The organism is Haemophilus parainfluenzae, from assembly GCF_003252725.1.
GTDB classification, from domain to species: domain Bacteria; phylum Pseudomonadota; class Gammaproteobacteria; order Enterobacterales; family Pasteurellaceae; genus Haemophilus_D; species Haemophilus_D parainfluenzae_L.
Genome location: NZ_QEPO01000001.1, coordinates 168400 through 188430, shown reverse-complemented (window position 1 = coordinate 188430; position 20031 = coordinate 168400). Strand labels below are relative to the sequence as shown.

Annotated in this window: 18 protein-coding genes; 6 read left to right on the top strand and 12 right to left on the bottom strand. The window is 39.5% G+C overall.

Features of this window, described 5'->3' with window-relative positions; all coding sequences use genetic code 11:
* Window positions 1–21: 21 nt before the first annotated feature.
* From ispC to pyrH, 3 genes are all read right to left on the bottom strand, one after another.
* Window positions 22–1221, bottom strand: a complete 1200-nt coding sequence (gene ispC / locus DPV85_RS00940) for a 1-deoxy-D-xylulose-5-phosphate reductoisomerase (RefSeq protein WP_111326474.1) — start codon at window positions 1219–1221, stop codon at window positions 22–24.
* A gap of 89 nt (window positions 1222–1310) precedes the next feature.
* Window positions 1311–1868 carry a ribosome recycling factor gene (frr, locus tag DPV85_RS00935; RefSeq protein ID WP_111326472.1) on the bottom strand — a complete coding sequence of 186 codons (558 nt, stop codon included), beginning with the start codon at window positions 1866–1868 and terminating at the stop codon, window positions 1311–1313.
* A 124-nt stretch (window positions 1869–1992) separates the two neighbouring features.
* Window positions 1993–2706 (bottom strand): UMP kinase, encoded by a 714-nt coding sequence (gene pyrH, locus DPV85_RS00930; RefSeq protein ID WP_111326470.1) that lies wholly within the window; start codon window positions 2704–2706, stop codon window positions 1993–1995.
* Between the two features lie 124 nt (window positions 2707–2830).
* Here pyrH and DPV85_RS00925 point away from each other — a divergent pair, with 124 nt between their 5' ends.
* Window positions 2831–4390 (top strand): phosphoethanolamine transferase, encoded by a 1560-nt coding sequence (locus DPV85_RS00925; protein ID WP_111326468.1) that lies wholly within the window; start codon window positions 2831–2833, stop codon window positions 4388–4390.
* A gap of 72 nt (window positions 4391–4462) precedes the next feature.
* On the opposite strand, the gene tsf is transcribed toward DPV85_RS00925, so the two are convergent.
* The 4 genes from tsf to mtr all read right to left on the bottom strand — a co-directional run bounded on the left by tsf (window position 4463) and on the right by mtr (window position 8435).
* Window positions 4463–5314 carry a translation elongation factor Ts gene (gene tsf, locus DPV85_RS00920; RefSeq protein ID WP_005699805.1) on the bottom strand — a complete coding sequence of 284 codons (852 nt, stop codon included), beginning with the start codon at window positions 5312–5314 and terminating at the stop codon, window positions 4463–4465.
* Between the two features lie 133 nt (window positions 5315–5447).
* Window positions 5448–6170: a 30S ribosomal protein S2 gene (gene rpsB, locus DPV85_RS00915; RefSeq protein WP_005698638.1), complete on the bottom strand. Its 723-nt coding sequence runs from the start codon at window positions 6168–6170 to the stop codon at window positions 5448–5450.
* Between the two features lie 169 nt (window positions 6171–6339).
* Entirely contained in the window at window positions 6340–7113 is a 774-nt protein-coding gene (locus DPV85_RS00910; RefSeq protein WP_111326466.1) for a class I SAM-dependent methyltransferase, read from the bottom strand.
* 65 nt (window positions 7114–7178) lie between these two features.
* Entirely contained in the window at window positions 7179–8435 is a 1257-nt protein-coding gene (gene mtr, locus DPV85_RS00905; protein ID WP_049375722.1) for a tryptophan permease, read from the bottom strand.
* 121 nt (window positions 8436–8556) lie between these two features.
* On the opposite strand from mtr, the gene DPV85_RS00900 reads away from it, so the two are divergent.
* Window positions 8557–9336 carry a M48 family metallopeptidase gene (locus tag DPV85_RS00900; RefSeq protein WP_111326464.1) on the top strand — a complete coding sequence of 260 codons (780 nt, stop codon included), beginning with the start codon at window positions 8557–8559 and terminating at the stop codon, window positions 9334–9336.
* A gap of 128 nt (window positions 9337–9464) precedes the next feature.
* On the opposite strand, the gene acrB is transcribed toward DPV85_RS00900, so the two are convergent.
* The 5 genes from acrB to priA form a co-directional block, all read right to left on the bottom strand.
* Complete coding sequence (acrB, locus tag DPV85_RS00895) at window positions 9465–12569, bottom strand: multidrug efflux RND transporter permease subunit AcrB (RefSeq protein ID WP_111326462.1); 3105 nt, start codon at window positions 12567–12569, stop codon at window positions 9465–9467.
* A gap of 13 nt (window positions 12570–12582) precedes the next feature.
* A complete protein-coding gene (gene acrA, locus DPV85_RS00890; RefSeq protein WP_111326460.1) occupies window positions 12583–13779 on the bottom strand; it encodes a multidrug efflux RND transporter periplasmic adaptor subunit AcrA in 1197 nt (398 codons plus the stop codon).
* Window positions 13780–13809: 30 nt separating this feature from the next.
* Complete coding sequence (locus tag DPV85_RS00885; RefSeq protein WP_111326458.1) at window positions 13810–14388, bottom strand: TetR/AcrR family transcriptional regulator; 579 nt, start codon at window positions 14386–14388, stop codon at window positions 13810–13812.
* Between the two features lie 156 nt (window positions 14389–14544).
* On the bottom strand, window positions 14545–15435 hold the full coding sequence (gene ftsN, locus DPV85_RS00880) for a cell division protein FtsN (protein ID WP_111326456.1): 891 nt from the start codon (window positions 15433–15435) through the stop codon (window positions 14545–14547).
* 93 nt (window positions 15436–15528) lie between these two features.
* On the bottom strand, window positions 15529–17718 hold the full coding sequence (gene priA / locus DPV85_RS00875; protein WP_111326454.1) for a primosomal protein N': 2190 nt from the start codon (window positions 17716–17718) through the stop codon (window positions 15529–15531).
* A gap of 113 nt (window positions 17719–17831) precedes the next feature.
* Here priA and trmB point away from each other — a divergent pair, with 113 nt between their 5' ends.
* From trmB to DPV85_RS00855, 4 genes are all read left to right on the top strand, one after another.
* A complete protein-coding gene (trmB, locus tag DPV85_RS00870) occupies window positions 17832–18578 on the top strand; it encodes a tRNA (guanosine(46)-N7)-methyltransferase TrmB (protein ID WP_049365646.1) in 747 nt (248 codons plus the stop codon).
* Window positions 18579–18628: 50 nt separating this feature from the next.
* Window positions 18629–18970 carry a YggL family protein gene (locus tag DPV85_RS00865; RefSeq protein ID WP_111326452.1) on the top strand — a complete coding sequence of 114 codons (342 nt, stop codon included), beginning with the start codon at window positions 18629–18631 and terminating at the stop codon, window positions 18968–18970.
* A 222-nt stretch (window positions 18971–19192) separates the two neighbouring features.
* Complete coding sequence (gene napF / locus DPV85_RS00860; RefSeq protein ID WP_049365644.1) at window positions 19193–19735, top strand: ferredoxin-type protein NapF; 543 nt, start codon at window positions 19193–19195, stop codon at window positions 19733–19735.
* Window positions 19722–19985 (top strand): chaperone NapD, encoded by a 264-nt coding sequence (locus DPV85_RS00855; RefSeq protein WP_049367905.1) that lies wholly within the window; start codon window positions 19722–19724, stop codon window positions 19983–19985. Before napF ends, DPV85_RS00855 begins: the two co-directional genes overlap by 14 nt.
* Window positions 19986–20031: the final 46 nt, after the last annotated feature.

Sequence of the window (20031 nt, the reverse complement as noted above, 5' to 3'; positions counted from 1 at the left end):
ATGACCGCACTTTTGCGTATTCTACATCAACTTTTTAATCAGCGAATCGGCTAATTCACGGGCTTGCTTATCTACGGCTAATACATCATCAATGCTTGAAATGGCAGAAGATGGCATGTGCTCAACCGATGCTTGGTTAATTTTTGCAATATCCATAAATTTAATATAGCCATCTAAAAAGGCTTGTACGGCAATTTCGTTTGCCGCATTCATTGCAGTTGTCGCATACTGCCCTTCTGCAAACGCATCGATCGCTAATTTTAAATTTGGATAACGATTAAAATCAGGCTCAATAAATGTCAATTCTTTGATTTTAAAGAAGTCTAATGGTTCCACACCACTTACGGTACGATTTGGATAAGCCATGGTTTCCGCAATGGGCGTTCTCATATCCGGATTGCCCATTTGAGCAATGACCGAGCCATCGACATAACGCACCATCGAATGAATAATAGATTGAGGATGAATAATCACTTCCATTTCATCAGCCGATGCATTGAAGAGCCAGCGCGCCTCAATATACTCTAAACCTTTATTCATCATCGTGGCAGAATCCACAGAGATTTTTTTGCCCATTGACCAGTTTGGATGAGCAACAGCTTGTTCTGGCGTAATAGATTCAAACTCGTTTAATGGCGTATAACGGAAAGGCCCACCAGAACCTGTTAAGACAATTTTACTGACGCCCAATTCTTTTAAGGGACAGAATCCAACCTTTTCTTGTGCTTCAGGCGGTAAGGATTGAAAAATCGCGTTATGTTCGCTATCGACAGGCAATAATTTTGCTTTTGACTGTTTCACTGCATCAATAAAGATCTGACCACAAGTCACTAATGATTCTTTATTTGCAAGTAAAACTTTCTTACTCGCTTTTACCGCCGAAAGAGTCGGTAGTAATCCAGCTGCCCCAACAATGGCTGCCATAACTTGATCGGCATCTGGATGTGCTGACAGCTCACAAATGGCTTTCTGTCCAGCTAAGACTTCCGTTTTAATGTGGTGTGAAGCTAATTTTTCTCGCAATACCTTTGCTGCATTTTCGTCATCTAATGCAGCAAAGTGCGGTTGAAATTTCACGCATTGTTCAAACATCGTCTCAACATTTTTGTCCCCCACTAACGCAAAGGCATGGTATTTGTCAGGATTATGTTCGATAACAGAAAGGGTGCTATGACCAATAGAACCGGTTGATCCTAAAATAACAAGATTTTGTTTTTGCATAAAATTTCGACCGCACTTTGTGCTTTTATTTTTTTATCAGAATAGAACAAGGGCAGACACTTGGTCTGCCCCAAAACATGGCTCGACAATTAGAAATCCATTAATTCTTTTTCTTTATCTGCTAAGATCTCATCCACTTTTTTGATATAACTATCAGTGACTTTTTGAATGATTTCTTCTGCTTTGTGTTGATCGTTTTCGCTGATTTCTTTGTCTTTTAATAATGCCTTGATTTTATCATTTGCATCACGGCGAACGTTACGAATCGCCACTTTACCTTGTTCACCTTCGCTTTTTACGATTTTGATTAAATCACGACGACGTTCTTCAGTTAATGGAGGAAGAGGCACACGAATTGTTGTACCTGCTGAAGATGGGTTTAAACCTAAATCAGACGTTAAAATTGCTTTTTCTACTGCACTGATTAAAGCACGGTCAAATACTGTTACCGCTAAAGTACGCGCATCTTCTGCAACAACGTTAGCTAATTGACGAAGTGGGGTCGCTGCGCCATAGTATTCCACTTGGATCGCATCTAATAAGCTTGGTTGTGCACGGCCTGTACGGATTTTTGCAATATGCCCACGCAACGCTTCGAGGCTTTTTTCCATGCGAGCTTCAGCATCTTGTTTGATTTCATTAATCATTCATCTGTCCTTTTTAATAAATAAAGATAAAACACAGTGATTTTACTGGATTTTTAGGGAGTTTTGAATAAATTTATTCATAAAAAAGGCGAGATTATCTCTCGCCATTTTATTCTTGAAAAAATTAACTAATCGTTGTGCCTTCTTCTGTACCTAGTACCACTTGGCGTAATGCACCGGGTTTACACATATTAAATACACGAATTGGCATACCGTGGTCACGAGCGAGTGTGAACGCAGCTAAATCCATTACTTTTAATTCTTTATCAATTACTTCTGCATAAGATAATTTATGGTATAGCTTTGCATTAGGATTTTTTGCAGGATCGCAATCATACACGCCATCAACTTTGGTCGCTTTTAACACGATATCCGCTTCAATTTCAATACCACGCAAGCATGCAGCAGAATCTGTAGTAAAGAACGGGCTCCCCGTTCCCGCTGAGAAAATCACCACACGTTTTTCACGTAACATTTTGATGGCTTCAGACCAGTTATAGGTATCGCAAATCCCATTTAATTGGAAAGCAGACATTAATTTTGCATTCACATCTGCACGATGAAGCGCATCGCGCATTGCCAAGCCATTCATTACGGTTGCAAGCATCCCCATATGGTCGCCCACTACGCGATTCATGCCGGCTTTAGCTAATTTTGCACCACGGAATAAGTTACCACCGCCGAGCACAACACCAACTTCCACGCCCATTTCAATTAATTCTTTAATCTCTAAAGCCATACGATCGAGGATAGAAGGATCGATACCGAAGCCCTCATCACCTTGTAATGCTTCACCACTTAATTTCAATAAGATTCGTTTGTAAATTGGTTGGCTCATTGTTTTTTCCTTTGTCGGTTACAAAAATTGGCTTATTTTAGCAAAAGAGTGAAAAAGTTAAAAATGGAAATTGGTCAGAAAAGTGCGATAAAATGGTGCACTTTTGATTTTATAGGCAAACTTTATGAAGATATCAAAAACCTCACAAATTTTAACCGCACTTTTTTCTTTGGCTTGTGCCATTCTTGCAGGTTACCTGATTTTACGAGGCTCAGGGATGTTTCCAGAGCCATCTATTAATTTGATTTTACTCACAGCCCTTTTCATTATTTTATTAAGCAGTAGCCGAAAATCCTTCTATTTTATTTTATTGCCCTTAGTTTGCTTGCATGCATTTTATACACCAACAGGCTTAAATTTTGGTGCTCCAAGCTATCAATATATTGCTTCGGTTCTTGCGACAGATATGTTGGAAACTAAAGAGTTTCTATTACAAATTCCAGTAAGTAGCTATTTAGCCGCATTGGCTATTCCACTATTAGTCTTTTTACATTATAAAAGTGCGGTCAAATTTGGTGTGAAATTTTATCGCAATAAAACATTTATCGCTTTGGCTACCCTGTTAATTGGTTATAACTTACCGATTGCTGCGCCATTAAAAGAAACCATTGATTCCACTGTTAAAATCGTTGATGAATGGCAAAAATTGAAAAAAATGTCACAAGAAAGCAACTGGGGACAATCCACATTAGAAAATTCTAAATACCAAGATTATGTGATGATTTTGGGTGAAAGTGCGAGAAAAGATTACTTGCATGCGTATGGATACCCCGTCAATGACACACCATTTATGTCATCTGCAAATGGTACACTGATTGATGGCATGACATCCGCCGGAACCAACACTGTCGCCTCATTGCGCTTAATGTTAACGTTACCTGATAAAGAAAAATGGGAACCAAACTATGATTTAAGCTTAGTGGATCTCATTAAGTCTGCTGGTCTGAAAACCTACTGGCTGTCTAATCAAGGTTTCTTAGGTGAATACGACACGCCGGTCGCGTCTCTAGCTTCAAAATCTGATGAAACCATTTTCTTGAAAAAAGGCGGGAGCTTTAATTCTACAAACTACAGCGATTTTGATTTAATCCCTAAATTTGCCCAAGTTTTAGAAGATCCAACGCAAGGTAAACGCTTTATTGTATTACACATTTATGGCTCACATCCGCTTGCTTGCGATCGCGTTGAAGATTACCCGAAAATTTTCAATGACAATGATATTGAGAAAAAGAACGAATACTTAAATTGCTATATTACATCCATTAAGAAAACCGATGATTTTATTAAGAAAGTGTATGAAACGCTCAAAGAAAACGAGCAAAAAACACACCGCACTTTCTCCATGATTTATTTTTCAGATCATGGTTTATGTCATCAGGAAGATGATAAACATGGCGTCACCTTGTTTAACCAAAACTGTCACAGCCAATTGCATCATAATATTCCGCTCTTTAAGATTTCATCTGATGATACGGCACGTAAAGAATACAAAGCCTTTAAATCTGGTTTGAATTTCTTAGAAGGTATTGCTAATTGGATAGGCATTAAAAATCCGAAGCTGACATTAGAAGAAGATTTATTCTCTGAACAAGCTGACAAAGATGATTATGGTCTGAAAAAACTGATTGAAGAAAAATATCGTAAAGATGCAGATCCTGCCATCGATATTCGTCCAAAGAAATAGAAAATCTCAAATTTCAGACAACAAAAAAGCCGATATTCAATATCGGCTTTTTTTATATCTCAATGGAGACAATTAAGCGTTACCGCCAGTGATTTTTGCAACTTCAGCTGCGAAATCTTCTTCTTTTTTCTCGATACCTTCACCTACTTCTAAACGGATGAAGTTAGACACTGAAGTGTTTACTGATTTTAAGAAGTCACCTACAGATACAGAAGGATCCATTACGAATGGTTGACCTGTTAATGAAACTTCACCAGTGAATTTCTTCATACGGCCTTCAACCATTTTCTCTGCGATTTCTTTTGGTTTACCAGAGTTAACTGCGATATCAATTTGAATTTGACGCTCGTGTTCAACAACATCTGCAGGTACATCTTCTGGGTTCACGAATTCTGGTTTAGATGCCGCTACGTGCATTGCCACTTTTTTAAGTTCATCTTCTGAACCTTCACCTGCAACTAATACACCGATTTTTGCACCGTGTAAGTATTGAGCAATAACTTGACCTTCTAAGTAAGCAACACGACGGATGTTCATGTTCTCACCGATTTTAGCCACTAATGCAGCACGTTTTTCTTCAAATTGTGCTTGTAAGGCTTCGATAGTGGTGCCTTTGTGTGCTGCTGCGAAATCAGCTACTTCGTTTGCTAAACCTAAGAAGCCAGCATCTTTTGCTACGAAGTCAGTTTCACAGTTCATTTCAACTAATACACCGAAACCATTTTGTACACGAGCAAGGATAACACCTTCAGCTGCAACACGGCCTGCTTTTTTAGCAGCTTTAGCTTGACCAGATTTACGCATATTGTCGATTGCTAACTCGATATCACCGTTTGCTTCAACTAATGCTTTTTTACATTCCATCATACCGGCACCGGTACGTTCACGAAGTTCTTTTACTAATGATGCTGTGATTTCAGCCATTTTAAAAATCCTCTGTCGAAAGTACGATTCATTTTGACCGCACTTTTAGATAAAAATATAGGGGCTAAATTTTAGCCCCTATGCCAATTAATCGTTTGATTATTAAGGGCTTCGCCTTATTGCAAAACTTAAATTATTCTGCGTCAGCTGCTAATTCTTCAGCAACTTGAGCTTCGTTACCACGACCTTCTTTAACCGCTGCTGCAGCTGCAGAAACGTAAAGTTGGATAGCACGAGTCGCATCATCGTTACCAGGGATAACGAAATCTACGCCAGCTGGAGTTGAGTTAGTATCAACGATAGCAAACACAGGAATACCTAGGTTGTTTGCTTCTTTAACAGCGATATGTTCGTGGTCTGCACCGATAACGAATAACGCATCTGGTAAGCCACCCATATCTTTGATACCACCAAGGCTTAATTCAAGTTTTTCCATCTCACGGGTACGCATTAACGCTTCTTTTTTGGTTAATTTGTCAAAAGTACCGTCTTGAGATTGAGTTTCTAAATCTTTTAAACGTTTAATTGATTGACGAACGGTTTTCCAGTTAGTCAACATACCACCTAACCAACGGTGGTTTACATAATATTGTTGACAGTCTAATGCTGCAGCTTGTACTGCTTCTTGAGCCGCGCGTTTAGTACCAACGAATAATACTTTACCGTTGTTGCTAGCAATACGGGTTAATTCCGCTAAAGCTTCGTTGAATAAAGGTAAAGTTTTTTCTAAGTTGATGATATGAACACCGTTACGAGCACCAAAAATGAAAGGTTTCATTTGTGGATTCCAGTAACGAGTTTGGTGTCCGAAGTGTACGCCCGCGTTGATCATGTCGCGCATTGAAACTTGTGCCATAATATTTTCCTTTTGTTGGGGTTGAGCCTCCACATATCAGCTAATCGACCGTTTGGCACCCCGATTAAGCCTTAATGATATGTGTGTGTTGTTAATAATTAAAAACGCTGCTTTTGAAACCCAAAAACAGCGGTGCGATTTATACCATAAAGTGCGGTCAAAAACCAGCTTATTTTGTTAAATTCATCACTTTTCTTGCTTTAATAAACAATAAAGGGGGACGATGCCGCAAATCTTTAAATTCATCATGCCATTGTGGCTGCTCGGCTAACATGGGTTCAGCCATTTGTTCAATTTGAAAACCTGCAGCAATTAAATCATTAATAATCGTTGCCGTCGTGCGGTGATAGGTTTTAAAAGGTTGTTGAAACCAATTCCGCTCTCTCAATCCTTCATCACGGTAATGATTTAAACGATAAGCGACTTGCTGTTTTTTCTCATTTTTTTCCCAGCGCTCCCCTTCTTTATGGCAAGTTGTAATCGGATGCTCTTGGGAAAAAACTAATGTACCATTAGGTTTAAGTTTGTTGGCAATAGAAGATAATAAAGCAGGAAAATCTTCAATATAGTGAAAAGCAAAAGAGCTGGTAATGACATCAAAATCACGTTCTGGCAATTCCGTTAATTTTTCCATCGGTAACTGATATAAGGAAAAACGCCCTGAAAATTGACCGCACTTTTGTAGATCTTTTTCGGCTTGTTCGAGCATTTTAACTGAAAGATCCGTTCCCACTACTCTCGCCGCATTGCGTTCTAAATAGAGTTGCAAATGTCCGCCCGTTCCACAGCCTAGATCGAGTAATTTTTTCTCTTGTAAATCAGGTAAGAGGGAAAGCATCGTTGGCTTTTCCACTATTTCATTGAGACTGATGGGATTAGATCGAAGTTTTTGATAAAGCGCAAAGAAGTTTTCTTTATCGTAAACACTCGTTTTGTTATTCATTTTGTTTCCTATGCAAAATTAAAAAGGGCGTATTTGATACGCCCCTACTATATTAACGTGAAAACTTATCCTGCGAAACTTGCAAACCATCCTAAGTTTGCGCCTACTTGTGCCACAATATTTAACACACCGAATAAGATTACAAAGCCAATCATAAAATTACCGCCATACACTTTATAAGTCGCATTTGGGAATTTTTGGCGACTTGCTTTAGCAAGCAGTGCTGGCACGATTGCAGCCCAAATTGTTGCAGCTAATCCAGCATAACCAATGGCAATCACGAAACCATAAGGAAATTGTAAACTTAACAATAGTGGAGGTAAGAATGTTACCAATGTGGTTTTTGTTCTGCCTAATACGCTGTCATCAAATTTAAATAAATCGGCAATATAATCAAATAAACCTAACGTTACCCCTAAGAATGAGGTTGCAATAGCCATATAAGCAAAGAAATTCAATACAACCGCAATGTATTCCACTTCAATATATTTGTGTAATGCTTCTAATAATGCCGATACATCGCCGCCTTTTTCAATTACGGGTGCAAATTCTGTACGAGGTAAATTACCTTGCACCGCAAGCTGCCATAAGATGTAAATCACTAAGGCTAAGCCTGTACCAATAAAGATTGATTTCATTACACGACTACCATCACGATCGTAATATTTTACGAGACTCGGTACATTTCCGTGGAAACCAAAAGACACTAAGCAAACAGGAAGTGCGGTCAATAAATAAGGTAAATAGGTTTGCTCGCCTTCTGCAATACTATTGAATAACACTTCTGTTTTTACAGAGCTCAATAAACCTGCGGTAGAAAGGAAGAAAGCGACTACCATTCCAACAATCAATACCGTCGTGAAACGGTCTACAGCTTTAGTGGAAAGCCACACGAAAGCCGCAAGAATAAAACAGAAAATTAAGGATCCAGAAGTACGTCCAATATCGACCGCACTTTCAGCAGAACCAAAAGCTTGGTTAAGCAAGTTTTGTGTAATACCACCGCCTGAAGTGATGTAGGCATAAGTCAAAATATACAACACAAAAGCAACTGAAAGACCATTGATAATATTCCAGCCTTTACCTAACAAATCTTTTACGATGGTGTCAAAGCTAGAGCCGGTAGGATAATGTAAGTTGGCTTCTAAGATCATCAAACCTGATGTGGTCATACAGAACCAAGTGTAAACCAAAGCAAGAATAGAGCCGATAAACCATACGCCAGCCGTTGAGGTTGGGTTTGCAAGCATACCTGCACCAATCGCGGTACCTGCAATAATCATGGCGCCGCCTAATAAAGAAGGAGATTTTTTTATTGTCATCGTTAAGTCCTAAAATAAAAATTTGCACTATTATAGTAGTGCAAATTTAAAAGACAATCTTTTTGTATCGACAAAACGCAATAAATTTATATAATCAGCCATCTCAATAAAAGGATAATTTATGAAAAAACAACTCAAAAGTTTTGCTTTTGCTGTATTAGCTGGGGCGGTTATCACATCTTGTGCGGATTCTGCCTCAATCAATCAAGAAGCGGCAAGCAGCTATACACAAGAAATGGGGAAAATTCGCTCACAAGGTGCGATTGATACCACATCAAATACCGCAAGACGTATTCATCATGTCTTTAACAAAATGGTGCCTTATGCAAACCAAGCGAATGAAACTGGCTTAAAGTTTAATTGGCAAATCAATGTCATCAAATCTAAAGAGCTCAATGCTTGGGCTATGCCTGGTGGGAAAATGGCTTTCTACACAGGTTTAGTGGATACCTTGCAACTGAACGATAACGAAATCGCAGTCGTAATGGGTCATGAAATGGCACATGCTCTAAAAGAACACGGTAAAGCCAAAGCTAACTTCGGCACGATAAGTGCTATTGCTGGTGCAGTTGGTGGAACAGCATTATCTGCCGTAGTAGGTGCGGATATGACTGATTTAGTTGCACTGACCAAAGACTTTGCTTTAGATAAACCTTACTCTCGTAGTGCAGAAACTGAAGCAGATGAAGTGGGTCTCATGTTAATGGCTCGCTCAGGTTACAATCCTCAAGTCGCGCCTGGCTTATGGCAAAAAATGGCTAAAGCCTCTGGTGGCTCTAAAGGTGTGCTTGACGTGTTAGCTTCTACTCACCCGAGTGATGAGTCCCGTCAAGAAAACTTACAACGCTTATTACCAGAAGCAATGGAACTTTACAAAGCCGCTAAAAATAAAAATGGCTAAATAAAACGGTCTAAAATTGACCGCACTTTCATAAATAAAAAGCGAACATCATGTTCGCTTTTTTTAATATCTAAAAGAAAACCGCACTTGAAAAATCAAAGTGCGGTTTGTTTTTATCGTATTTTCAATTAATGTTGTTCGTTAATGTGACCTTCAATTGGTTTCACATTTTCATCAAACACTGGTAACGGTTTGTGTTCGCTTGCAATGTATGAATAAATCACTGGCAACACGAACAAGGTAAACAATGTACCGATTGCCAAACCTGCCACGATAACGATACCAATACTGAAACGAGATACCGCACCTGCACCTGTTGCATAAAGCAACGGTACAAGACCTGCAATCATCGCTGCGGTTGTCATCAGAATTGGACGTAAACGTACTTTAGCCGCTTCGGTAATCGCTTCAACACGCGTTTTACCATGATTTAACTGCTCTTCTTTCGCTACTTCACACATTAAAATACCGTGTTTTGTGATAAGACCAACTAAGGTAATCAAACCAACCTGTGAGTAGATATTTAGCGTTGTCCCTGCAATACCAAAAAATCCGAAGGCATTTAAGGCTAACAATGCCCCACTCACGGCTAACGGAACAGAAATCAGAATCACGATTGGATCGCGAATTGATTCAAACTGAATTGCCAAGACTAAGAAAATAATCACTACCGCAAGTAAGAACGTTACAGCAAGCGCATTACCTTCTTGTACTAACTGACGCGCTTCACTTTTAAAGTCATAGTTATAACCCTGTGGTAACGTATTTTTCGCATTGTCCTGTAACCATTGGATCGCATCACCAATTGAAGTACCTGGCATCGGTACAGCACTAATCACCGCAGAGTTTAACTGGCTGAAACGAGGCAATGTACTTGGTTGTGGTTCCAATGTAGCCGTCACCAAGCTGCTTAATGGAACAGAGGTACCATTTGCTGCGGTGATGTAATACTTATTAAAACTTTCCGGAGATAAACGATTGTCACGTTTTACTTGGGAAATAATTTTGTAAGCTCGACCATCAATATCCACACGTTCAATGGTTGCGGCAGATAAGAAGCTGCCTAACGTACGGCTGATTTGTTGCATCGTAATGCCGTAAGTCCCTGCTTTTTCACGATCAATCTTAATGCGCATTTGAGCGGTATCAAATTTAAGATCGAGATTGGTATAAACGAACTTACTGGATTTTTGCATATCCTCTAAGAATTTACCGGCCACATTTGCTAAATCGCCGTAATCTTGTGATGTGCTGATCACAAAACCAATCGGAGGTCCTTGCTCCCCTGTATCAATTTCTGGGAACGAGAAGCCTTGAACAGATACCTCAGGAATTGATTTCGCTTTCGCATTTAATTCATTTAAGATCTCAGTTTGGCTTTTTGAACGTTCTTTCCAGTCTTTTAACGTAATGACGTTTAAAGATTGGTTAGAACTTGGCGCACCTGAAATTGTCATGGCAAACTGCACTTCTGGCGTATTTTTTAAAATCTCTTGATAAGGTGCCATCGCATTTTGCACATAATCCACGTTTACGTTAGACGGTGCTGAACCAATCGCCAAAAATGCCCCTTTATCTTCTGGTGGGGTTAATTCACTTGAAAGTGATTTAAACAATACCGGTAAGGTCGCAAAGATAATCGCCGCAAACATCAACATACATTTACGATTAACCATCACCAAATCAAGGACATACGCATAAGCTGCATTTACTTTGCTTAGTGTATGCTCTACTCGTTGCTCTAATTTACTTGGCTCCGCATTCGATTTCAGTAACTTACTGGTCATCATTGGTGAAAGTGTTAATGCCACGATACCTGAAATAAATACCGCCCCTGCAAGGGTTAAGGCGAACTCTTTAAACAATGTACCCGTAATCCCCCCCATTAACGCCATTGGAGAATATACTGCAATCAAGGCAATGGTCATGGAAATAACCGGAACGGCAATTTCACGCGTACCTATAATCGCCGCACGGAATGGCGTTTCACCTAACTTAATGTGGCGGTCTACGTTTTCCAATACCACAATCGCATCATCTACCACCAAACCGATCGCCAGAACCAATGCCAACAACGTCATCAGGTTAATAGAGAAATCAAATGATTGAAGCAACATGATTACCCCAATTAATGAAATCGGAATAGTGATAACCGGGATTAAAATCGCGCGGAATGAACCCATAAACATGGTAATCACCACCAACACGATTATCGTTGCCTCAACAATCGTTTTGATTACTTCATTAATTGAGTTATTAATCGCAATTGTACGGTCATATAAGATGTCAGATTCAATAGCATCCGGTAGATTATTTTTAATACTGTCATATAGCGGACGTACTTTCGCAGCTACCGTTAATGGGTTTGCTGACGAGGTTGGGTTAATCGCTAATACAACAGAATCTGCGCCATTGGCTACCGCACGTGAGCTATCGCTTGATTTATTTAACTCAATATCAGCGATATCGCGTAAACGTACTAACTTATCACCGTTAGACGTCACAATTAAGTTACCTAATTCTTCAACCGATTTTGTCGTGGTTTCTACTTTGTTTTTATAGGTTACAAAATAGCCATTATCATTACCTGCTGCTGTTTGAATGTTATTCGCTGATAATGCGGACATCACTTGTGTGGCAGAAAGGTTTTGAGCTGCCATTTTTTCTGGGTCTAACCAAACACGAAGCGCGTACTCTGATGCACCAAAAATATCTACACTTGCCACCCCTTCTACGGTAAAGAATTGTGGTTTTACTACACGTTGAATATAGTCTGTTACTTGGCTTGCATCGAGTTTGTTAGAACGGAAACTAATATACATAATCCCCGAACCACCGGTTGATGAAGAAATCGTTGGATCTTCAATACCACTTGGCAATTCAGAACGAACTGAGTTAACTTTAGCTAAAACATCTGCCAAAGCCGCATTCGGATCGGTATTTAATTTCATTTTTACGGTGACAGTTGACGTACTTGGGCTAGAGCTTGAAGACATATAGTCCACATTATCTGCTTGCGCTACCGCCTCTTCAATTTTGGAAGTAACAAACGCTTGAATTAAGTTCGCATCCGCCCCTGGATATGCAGTGGTCACCTTAATCACCGTCGTGGTCATTTTCGGATATTCGCGCACAGCCAATTTCGAGATCGCTTGTAATCCTAAAAGAATGATTAACAAGCTAATCGAAACCGCCAAAACAGGACGACGAATAAATATATCGGTAAATTTCATTCGCTTTTCCTAATTAAAGATTCGTTTTATTCGCAGGTTGTTCAGTACCTACGCCCGCTTTATCTGCAACAGAGACTAATGCACCGTTACTTAAGTTTTGCTGACCGCCGGTCACAATTTTATCGCCGACTTTAACTTCATCGCCTTTTAATTGTGCATAAATACCTTGACGATCTTTCGTAAATACAGTGATTGATTTTGCACGGTACATATTCGCCGCTTTTTCTGCTCCGCCTAATTTCTCAATATCTTCATCGGAAAGTGCGGTCAAAATATAAAGCGATTCGCCATACATGTTGTAGCTCACTGCCACTTGTGGCACAACGATTTGATTATGCTCAGTTGGTAAAGCGACATTTAAGCGAGTAAACATACCGGATAATAATTTTGCACCATCTTCTGGTTCAAATGTTGCTTGAACATCGACTAAACCCGTTGAAGAATTAATTGCCGGCTCAATGGCAGTAACTTTTGCTGCAAAGGTTTCACCTTTACGCGCATCTGCCGTAGCCGTTACTTTTTGACCAATATGCAATTTATCTAATAGGTTTTGAGCAATCGCAAAATCCACTTTCATAGAAGAACGATCTTCCACACGCACAATTTCAGTACCGTTTGAAACGTACTGACCAGCATTCACTTTCACGATACCGGCTTTACCATCAAATGGTGCCACGATTTGGCGACGCTCAATGGTTGCTTTTAATGACTCAATATTTGCCGCTTGTGCTTCATAAGCTGATTTTGCGTTATCTAATTCTTGACGAGAAACGGCACCGCTGCCCGCAAGGTTTGCATAACGTTGATAAGTTTGACGTAATGACACCACTTGAGCTTGAGCCGCTTGTAAGCTTGCACGCTCAACGGAACTATCTAACTCAACTAACAAATCACCCTTTTTCACGCTTTGGCCATTTTGCACGAGCACTTTAGACACGGTTCCAGCGCTTTGTGCACTTAACATCGCCCCTTGATTTGGACGAACAAGACCTGTTGTTTCAATGATCGGCGTCCATTCTGAAGCCTTAACTGTCATTGCGGTAACAGGAGAAGCTGTTTCAGGTTTATTTGCTAAGAAATCAGCAATACCTTTTGCTTTCATATGATTAAGAAAAATCATTGCAGCAAAAATTAACACAAATACGCCTAACGCTAATTTCAAAAAGAAAACGTGTGAGCGCTTTGGTCTATTAGTTTGAGTTATACTCATTTGGAAAACTCCATTAAGACAATAAAATGACTACTTCTGAATTGCACGCCAAGAGCGTTCAATGACAGATTCTAACATCGCATCGGTTACTACCGTACCGAGATATTTAATATCTGAGGCTAAAACCATTGCGGTTTTAAGACTCAGCAAAAATAACAGATGAGGATCTAAATCAGCTAACACATTTGCTGCTTGTCCCTTTATACAAAACTGATCCCAACACGAATGCTCCATTTCTTTGCAGGTTTCAATAAACTCTGGCAAAGATCGATATTTATTCATGTTTAACAGAATCGTTGGATTTTCTTGCAGAAAATGCCAAATATTCCACCACATTTTTCTGTATTGCTCGAAAAAAGATTGGTTTTCATCAAAACCTTCTTCAATCGCCACAACAAACTTATTGAACACTCGACGAGCAAATTGTGCTAATAACTCGTCTTTACTCTTAAAATAAAGGTAAATCGTGCCAGCTGCGATGCCTGCTTCCTTGGCTAACTTATGCATAGAAAGATGATGTAATCCTTCTTTTGCCATAAGACGATCTGTTGCATCAAAGATCTGCTCGCTGACATCAAGCTTCGTTTTAGAGGCTTTTACTTGTCGCATAATAAAAAATTAAATTCTTAGGGTTATATATGAGAAAGGTCATTTAAGATGAATACTTAAAATGAATGAACGTTCATTTTATTGTTTTTTTGTTTTTTGGCAAGTGAAAATATAAAAAAAGTGCGGTTATTTTTAACCGCACTTTTAAATTCTGAATTACATTCCAATCACTACGCAACTCGCCACAGATTTTGCTTTATCTTGTGCAGCAGCTGCGGCATCTCGACTACCAAATGGTCCCACGCGTACGCGGTTCCATTCTTCACTTGTCGCAATTTGTGCATTCACACCCGCCATCGCAAGGCGACCTTGTAAGCTTTCTGCTTGTGCACGATTTTTAAATGCACCACATTGTAAACCAAATTTTTTACCACCAGCCTGTACTTGCTGTTCAGCGGGTTTTGGTTCTGCTTTTTTCGGTTGCTCAGTTTTAGCTGGTTCCGTTTTAGCTGGTTCCGCCTTCACTACTTCTACTTTTTTCGGAGGTTCAGGCTTTTTAACTGGCTCTGTTTTTTTAACTGGCTCAGGCTTTTTCACTTCCGTTTTTGCTGTTTGCTGTGGCTGTGTTGGTTGAGCTTGCACTGTCTGTGCTGGTTGAGCTTGCTGTGCTTGAGCCGCGGCTTTTTCCGCATTCGCCGCTTCTTGCTCTTTACGTTGAGCTTCTAATTTTTTCGCTTCTTCTGCCGCTTTTTGTTCTTTTTCCATTTGAATAAGCACTTGACGCTGTTCTTCCGTCAAACGCATATTTTTTTCAACAGAAGAAGGATTATTATCCACCGGCACCGTACGAGTTTCTAATTCTTTAATATAGTGCCACACTTCTTCCGGGCGATTTGGTAGTACACTTTTCGGTTGCGGTTTTTCCGGTTGAACCGTTGTTGTCACGACAGGTTCAGGCGTTTTACTTTTTAAGAAGTAAAGCCCTAAACCAAAACCTAATACCGCCACCAACGCAAGACCAATTAAGGTATTACGATTAAAACGTTTCTTTGCTTTCTTTTTATTATTTTTTGAGCCGCTTCGACCGGCAAAATCTCGATGAGCCACGATAAAATCCTAAAATATTCGATAAATTAAACTTAGAGTATAAAAAACGCTTAATTCTACTGAAAAACTGTGCATTTTTCTAGGGAATTTTTGCTAACTCAAATCCAATGGATCTACGTCTAAAATTAACCGTACTTGAGAATACTTTATCAGCTCTGGTGAATATCGACTCAATGCTGCCTGTAATTGTTTCCGAGACGCGTGCTGTAATAATAACTGCCAACGATACTGCCCCGCTTTTTTGCTAAACGGTGCAGGAATCGGCCCCAATACTTGCAAGCCTTCTATTTTTTGTTCATAGAAGAAAGACGCTAATTGCGATAATGCATTTTCCGCCTCTTCAGAATGACGGCATTGTGCTTTAAACAACGCTTGGAAACTAAATGGAGGCAAACCCATATTATGCCGCAACTTCAAGGTTTCTTCTGCAAAGGCTTGATAGCCCTTTTCAAGTAAGGTGGTTAATAACGGGTGATCCGGATAATGCGTCTGCAAAACCACTTCGCCCTGTTTTTCCGCCCTGCCTGAGCGTCCTGCAACCTGCACATAAAGCTGAGCCAAACGTTCTTCGGCTCTGAAATCAAGGGAAAATAAGGCATTATCCACATTCACTAAAGCAACCAAGGTGACATTCGGGAAATGGTGCCCTTTGGCTAACATTTGGGTGCCAATTAAAATCTGACTTTTACCTTGCTGAATATCGTCTAAATAACCTTCAAGCTTGCCTTTTCGCGCTGTACTATCACGATCGATACGTGCAATATTATATTGAGGGAAACGTGCTTTTAGAGTTTCCTCCAGTTGTTCTGTACCTAAACCTGTTGTGACTAAATGCGTTGAACCACAATGACCACATTGCATCGGCACTGTTTTTTGTGCACCACAATGATGGCAGCGTAAAACGCGCTGATGTTGGTGATAGGTATAAGGTTTTTCGCAATGATGACATTCATCAATCCAGCCACACTCATGACATAACAACACAGGCGCAAATCCACGTCGATTAAGGAATAACAATACTTGATTACCTTTTTCTAAGTGTTCCTGCATACGTTGCAACAGCGGTTCAGATAAGCCGTTTTGAATTCGTTGATGTTTTAAATCAATCACAAATTGACGAAGTGCGGTCGCATTTCCAGCCCTTTTTGATAGCACCAAATGATGATATTTGCCATTTTGTACATTATTCACACTTTCCAAACTTGGTGTGGCAGAACCTAATAAGATAGGAATATTGAGTTTTTGAGCAAGCACAATGCCTAAATCTCTCGCATGATAGCGCCAACCATCTTGCTGTTTAAATGAGCCGTCATGTTCTTCATCTAAAATGATTAAGCCGAGATCTGAAAACTGGGTGAAAATAGCCGATCTCGTGCCAATTACGATTGCACTTTGTCCTGTTCTTGCGCGTTCCCAAACATTTAAGCGCTGTGTATCATTCAAGTTGGAATGCAATACATCTATTTCGACATTAAAGCGAGCTTGGAAACGTCTCACGGTCTGAGGAGTAAGCCCAATTTCAGGAACAAGCACTAAAACCTGTTTGCCTTTCTTTAAAACTTCTTCAATGTATTGCAGGTAAATTTCAGTTTTACCCGAACCAGTCACGCCCTCTAACAACCACACATTAAAGCCTTCTTGGAAAAGCAACTGGCTAAATGCAAGGGCTTGTTGCTTGTTTAAGGTCAATCGGTTATCAAGATTAACTAAAGGCTCATCCCCTAAAGCTTGTTGCCAACTTTTTTGTTCAGTAGGCACGATAATCTCTTCCACATAATCTTTGCCCTTTAAGGCTGACCAAATCGCGGAACTAATCTCATTGTTACCTTTTTCTAGATCTTGCGTTATCAATAAATTTAAGACTTCAATTTGTTTTTTAGCGCGTTTTAATTCACCTGATTCTAACGCTTGTTTTCCAAGGTCCGTAATACGCCAAAAAGTGCGGTCATTTTTAACCGCACTTTCTCCATTGCGGAGTTTGACTGGCAACGCTTGAAACAACACATCGCCTAATGCTGCACGATAATAATTAGCCGACCAAGCTAACCAATCCCAAGTTGTGGAATTAAAAAGTGATTCAGCATCAAGTACATCAATAATCGGTTTTAACTTTTCTTTTGCGACATCCGAAGAAGCGGGCAAATCCACCACGATCCCGACTCGTTTTTGCGAACCAAAAGGCACCAACACGCGTCCACCTACGATTGGCGTCAAGTCTGGCGAATAGAGATAATCAAAAAATCGGGGAAGCGGTACGGCTAATGCAACTCGGACAATATTCATAACAAAAAACAATTAAAAATTTTCGCTATTATACGGGAATTAGGTGGAAAAATCCCACAACCTTGCCTTTTAGTGTATAATCGCCGCCAATTTTAATTGAGCGAATAAAAACCATGACAGAAGAGCAAAAAACCTTTGCTGATCAAAAACGTAAAACCGTTGAAACGGCTGAATTTACAGAAGATGGTCGTTATAAACGTAAAGTTCGTAGCTTTGTGTTGCGGACAGGTCGCTTAAGTGATTTTCAAAAAAATATGATGAATGATCACTGGGCTGATCTTGGATTAGATTATCAAAATGCCCCTTTTGATTTTGTCGCTATTTATGGTAATACGAATCCCGTTATATTAGAAATTGGCTTCGGAATGGGGAAATCTTTAGTGGATATGGCTGAAGCGAATCCTGATAAAAATTATCTCGGTATTGAAGTACACACACCTGGTGTAGGTGCCTGTATTGCTTATGCGGTAGAAAAAGGCGTGAAAAACCTTCGCGTGATTTGCCATGATGCCACTGAAATTCTACGTGATTGTGTAAAAGACGGCGAATTGGGCGGCTTACAACTTTTCTTCCCTGACCCTTGGCATAAAGCGAAACATCATAAACGCCGTATTGTTCAACCGCACTTTGTGGAGCAAGTCGTGCAAAAATTACAACCAAATGGTTTTATTCATATGGCAACGGACTGGGAAAACTATGCGGAACAAATGCTCGAAGTGCTTTCAGCCAATGAAAATTTAGTCAATACTGCCGAACAAGATTATATTCCACGTCCTGATTTCCGCCCTCTCACAAAATTTGAGGCGCGCGGTCATCGCTTAGGTCACGGTGTGTGGGATTTATACTTTAAGAAAAAATAATCATCGAGATGATGACTATACCCATTACCTTAACATAGGAGAACATTGAAATGACAACTCGTAATCAACGTCAACGTAAAAAACTTCACTTAGCAGAATTCCAAGAATTAGGCTTTTTAGTGAATTGGCAATTTGCTGAAGGTACCAGCATCGAAACTATCGATGGAACCGTTGATCGTTTTATTGCTGAAGTGATTCAACCAAACGGCTTAGCTTATGAAGGTAGCGGCTATTTACATTGGGAAGGCTTAGTTTGCTTAGAGAATATCGGTAAATGTGATGAAAGCCATCGTCAATTAGTGAAAAAATGGTTAGAAGAAAATAAATTACAACAAATCGAAATCAGTGAATTATTCGATATTTGGTGGGATTACCCAACCCAAAACGCATAATATTTTAAACTCACTTCAGGGCGGTTCTTCCGCCCTATTTAATAATCATTTTCACTTATATTTTAACAATTTATTTACACTAATAACATATTTTCAAAATATCATTGATCTATCTCAACAAAAGTGTATATTTCTTAAAAACTACTCCTTTTAGGTAGTTACTATTTTTTTATTAGCACTAGATAATGCATCCCTTGAAAATACCGAACTTTAAAGAAAAATATGGCGATTGAAAATCCTTCTCGCAGACAATTATTACGTGGGCAATTTTTACAATCGTTACATTCTGAAAACGCGAAAATTCAAGGTATTAATGCTATCCGTCCACCTTGGTCGATAAACGAGAGCAACTTTACGGATAAATGTACGCGGTGCGGTGATTGCATACTAGTATGTGAAACCCAAATTATCGTAAAAGGCGATGGCGGTTTTCCTGAAATACAATTTGACAAGGGCGAATGCACGTTCTGCCAAAAATGTGTTTTAGTCTGTGAACAACCGATTTTTCGTTCATTAGAAGAAGAGCCTTGGGCACATAAAGTTGAAATTACAACGCAATGTCTCACAGAAAATCGAGTGGAATGTCGAAGTTGCCAAGATAGCTGTCCGATGAATGCCATCCGTTTTCGATTACAGCTTGGTGGTGTGGCAAAACCCATATTAGATTTAGAAAGCTGTAATGGTTGTGGCGCTTGCCTAAGTGTTTGCCCGACAAAAGCAATAAAAATTTTTAATATTGAAACAAATATCGATGAGTCAATTTAGCGAAAATGAGAACTGGTATGTATGCAGCATTGTTGTGCAAGCCAGACCAGAAAAACTTAACCAAGTCAAAGAAGCCATTTTAGCGATTCCAACCGCTGAGATTCATGGCGAAAAATCTGATGAAGGCAAATTGGTGGTCACCCTTGAAAGTAACCGTCAATTAGCATTAGCGGATCTTATGGATGAAATTAAAGATATCCCAGGAGTAATTGTCGTTTCTTTAATTTCGAATTACTTAGATGAAAAATAAATAATTTAGGTATACATGCCATTTTGTATATTCTAAAAAATTCAAC

What these genes read in the sequence shown, in the direction of transcription:
- ispC (WP_111326474.1), bottom strand. Translation starts at nt 1,221, where the DNA reads ATGCAAAAACAAAATCTTGTTATTTTAGGATCAACCGGTTCTATTGGT.
- frr (WP_111326472.1), bottom strand. Translation starts at nt 1,868, where the DNA reads ATGATTAATGAAATCAAACAAGATGCTGAAGCTCGCATGGAAAAAAGC.
- pyrH (WP_111326470.1), bottom strand. Translation starts at nt 2,706, where the DNA reads ATGAGCCAACCAATTTACAAACGAATCTTATTGAAATTAAGTGGTGAA.
- DPV85_RS00925 (WP_111326468.1), top strand. Translation starts at nt 2,831, where the DNA reads ATGAAGATATCAAAAACCTCACAAATTTTAACCGCACTTTTTTCTTTG.
- tsf (WP_005699805.1), bottom strand. Translation starts at nt 5,314, where the DNA reads ATGGCTGAAATCACAGCATCATTAGTAAAAGAACTTCGTGAACGTACC.
- rpsB (WP_005698638.1), bottom strand. Translation starts at nt 6,170, where the DNA reads ATGGCACAAGTTTCAATGCGCGACATGATCAACGCGGGCGTACACTTC.
- DPV85_RS00910 (WP_111326466.1), bottom strand. Translation starts at nt 7,113, where the DNA reads ATGAATAACAAAACGAGTGTTTACGATAAAGAAAACTTCTTTGCGCTT.
- mtr (WP_049375722.1), bottom strand. Translation starts at nt 8,435, where the DNA reads ATGACAATAAAAAAATCTCCTTCTTTATTAGGCGGCGCCATGATTATT.
- DPV85_RS00900 (WP_111326464.1), top strand. Translation starts at nt 8,557, where the DNA reads ATGAAAAAACAACTCAAAAGTTTTGCTTTTGCTGTATTAGCTGGGGCG.
- acrB (WP_111326462.1), bottom strand. Translation starts at nt 12,569, where the DNA reads ATGAAATTTACCGATATATTTATTCGTCGTCCTGTTTTGGCGGTTTCG.
- acrA (WP_111326460.1), bottom strand. Translation starts at nt 13,779, where the DNA reads ATGAGTATAACTCAAACTAATAGACCAAAGCGCTCACACGTTTTCTTT.
- DPV85_RS00885 (WP_111326458.1), bottom strand. Translation starts at nt 14,388, where the DNA reads ATGCGACAAGTAAAAGCCTCTAAAACGAAGCTTGATGTCAGCGAGCAG.
- priA (WP_111326454.1), bottom strand. Translation starts at nt 17,718, where the DNA reads ATGAATATTGTCCGAGTTGCATTAGCCGTACCGCTTCCCCGATTTTTT.
- trmB (WP_049365646.1), top strand. Translation starts at nt 17,832, where the DNA reads ATGACAGAAGAGCAAAAAACCTTTGCTGATCAAAAACGTAAAACCGTT.
- DPV85_RS00865 (WP_111326452.1), top strand. Translation starts at nt 18,629, where the DNA reads ATGACAACTCGTAATCAACGTCAACGTAAAAAACTTCACTTAGCAGAA.
- napF (WP_049365644.1), top strand. Translation starts at nt 19,193, where the DNA reads ATGGCGATTGAAAATCCTTCTCGCAGACAATTATTACGTGGGCAATTT.
- DPV85_RS00855 (WP_049367905.1), top strand. Translation starts at nt 19,722, where the DNA reads ATGAGTCAATTTAGCGAAAATGAGAACTGGTATGTATGCAGCATTGTT.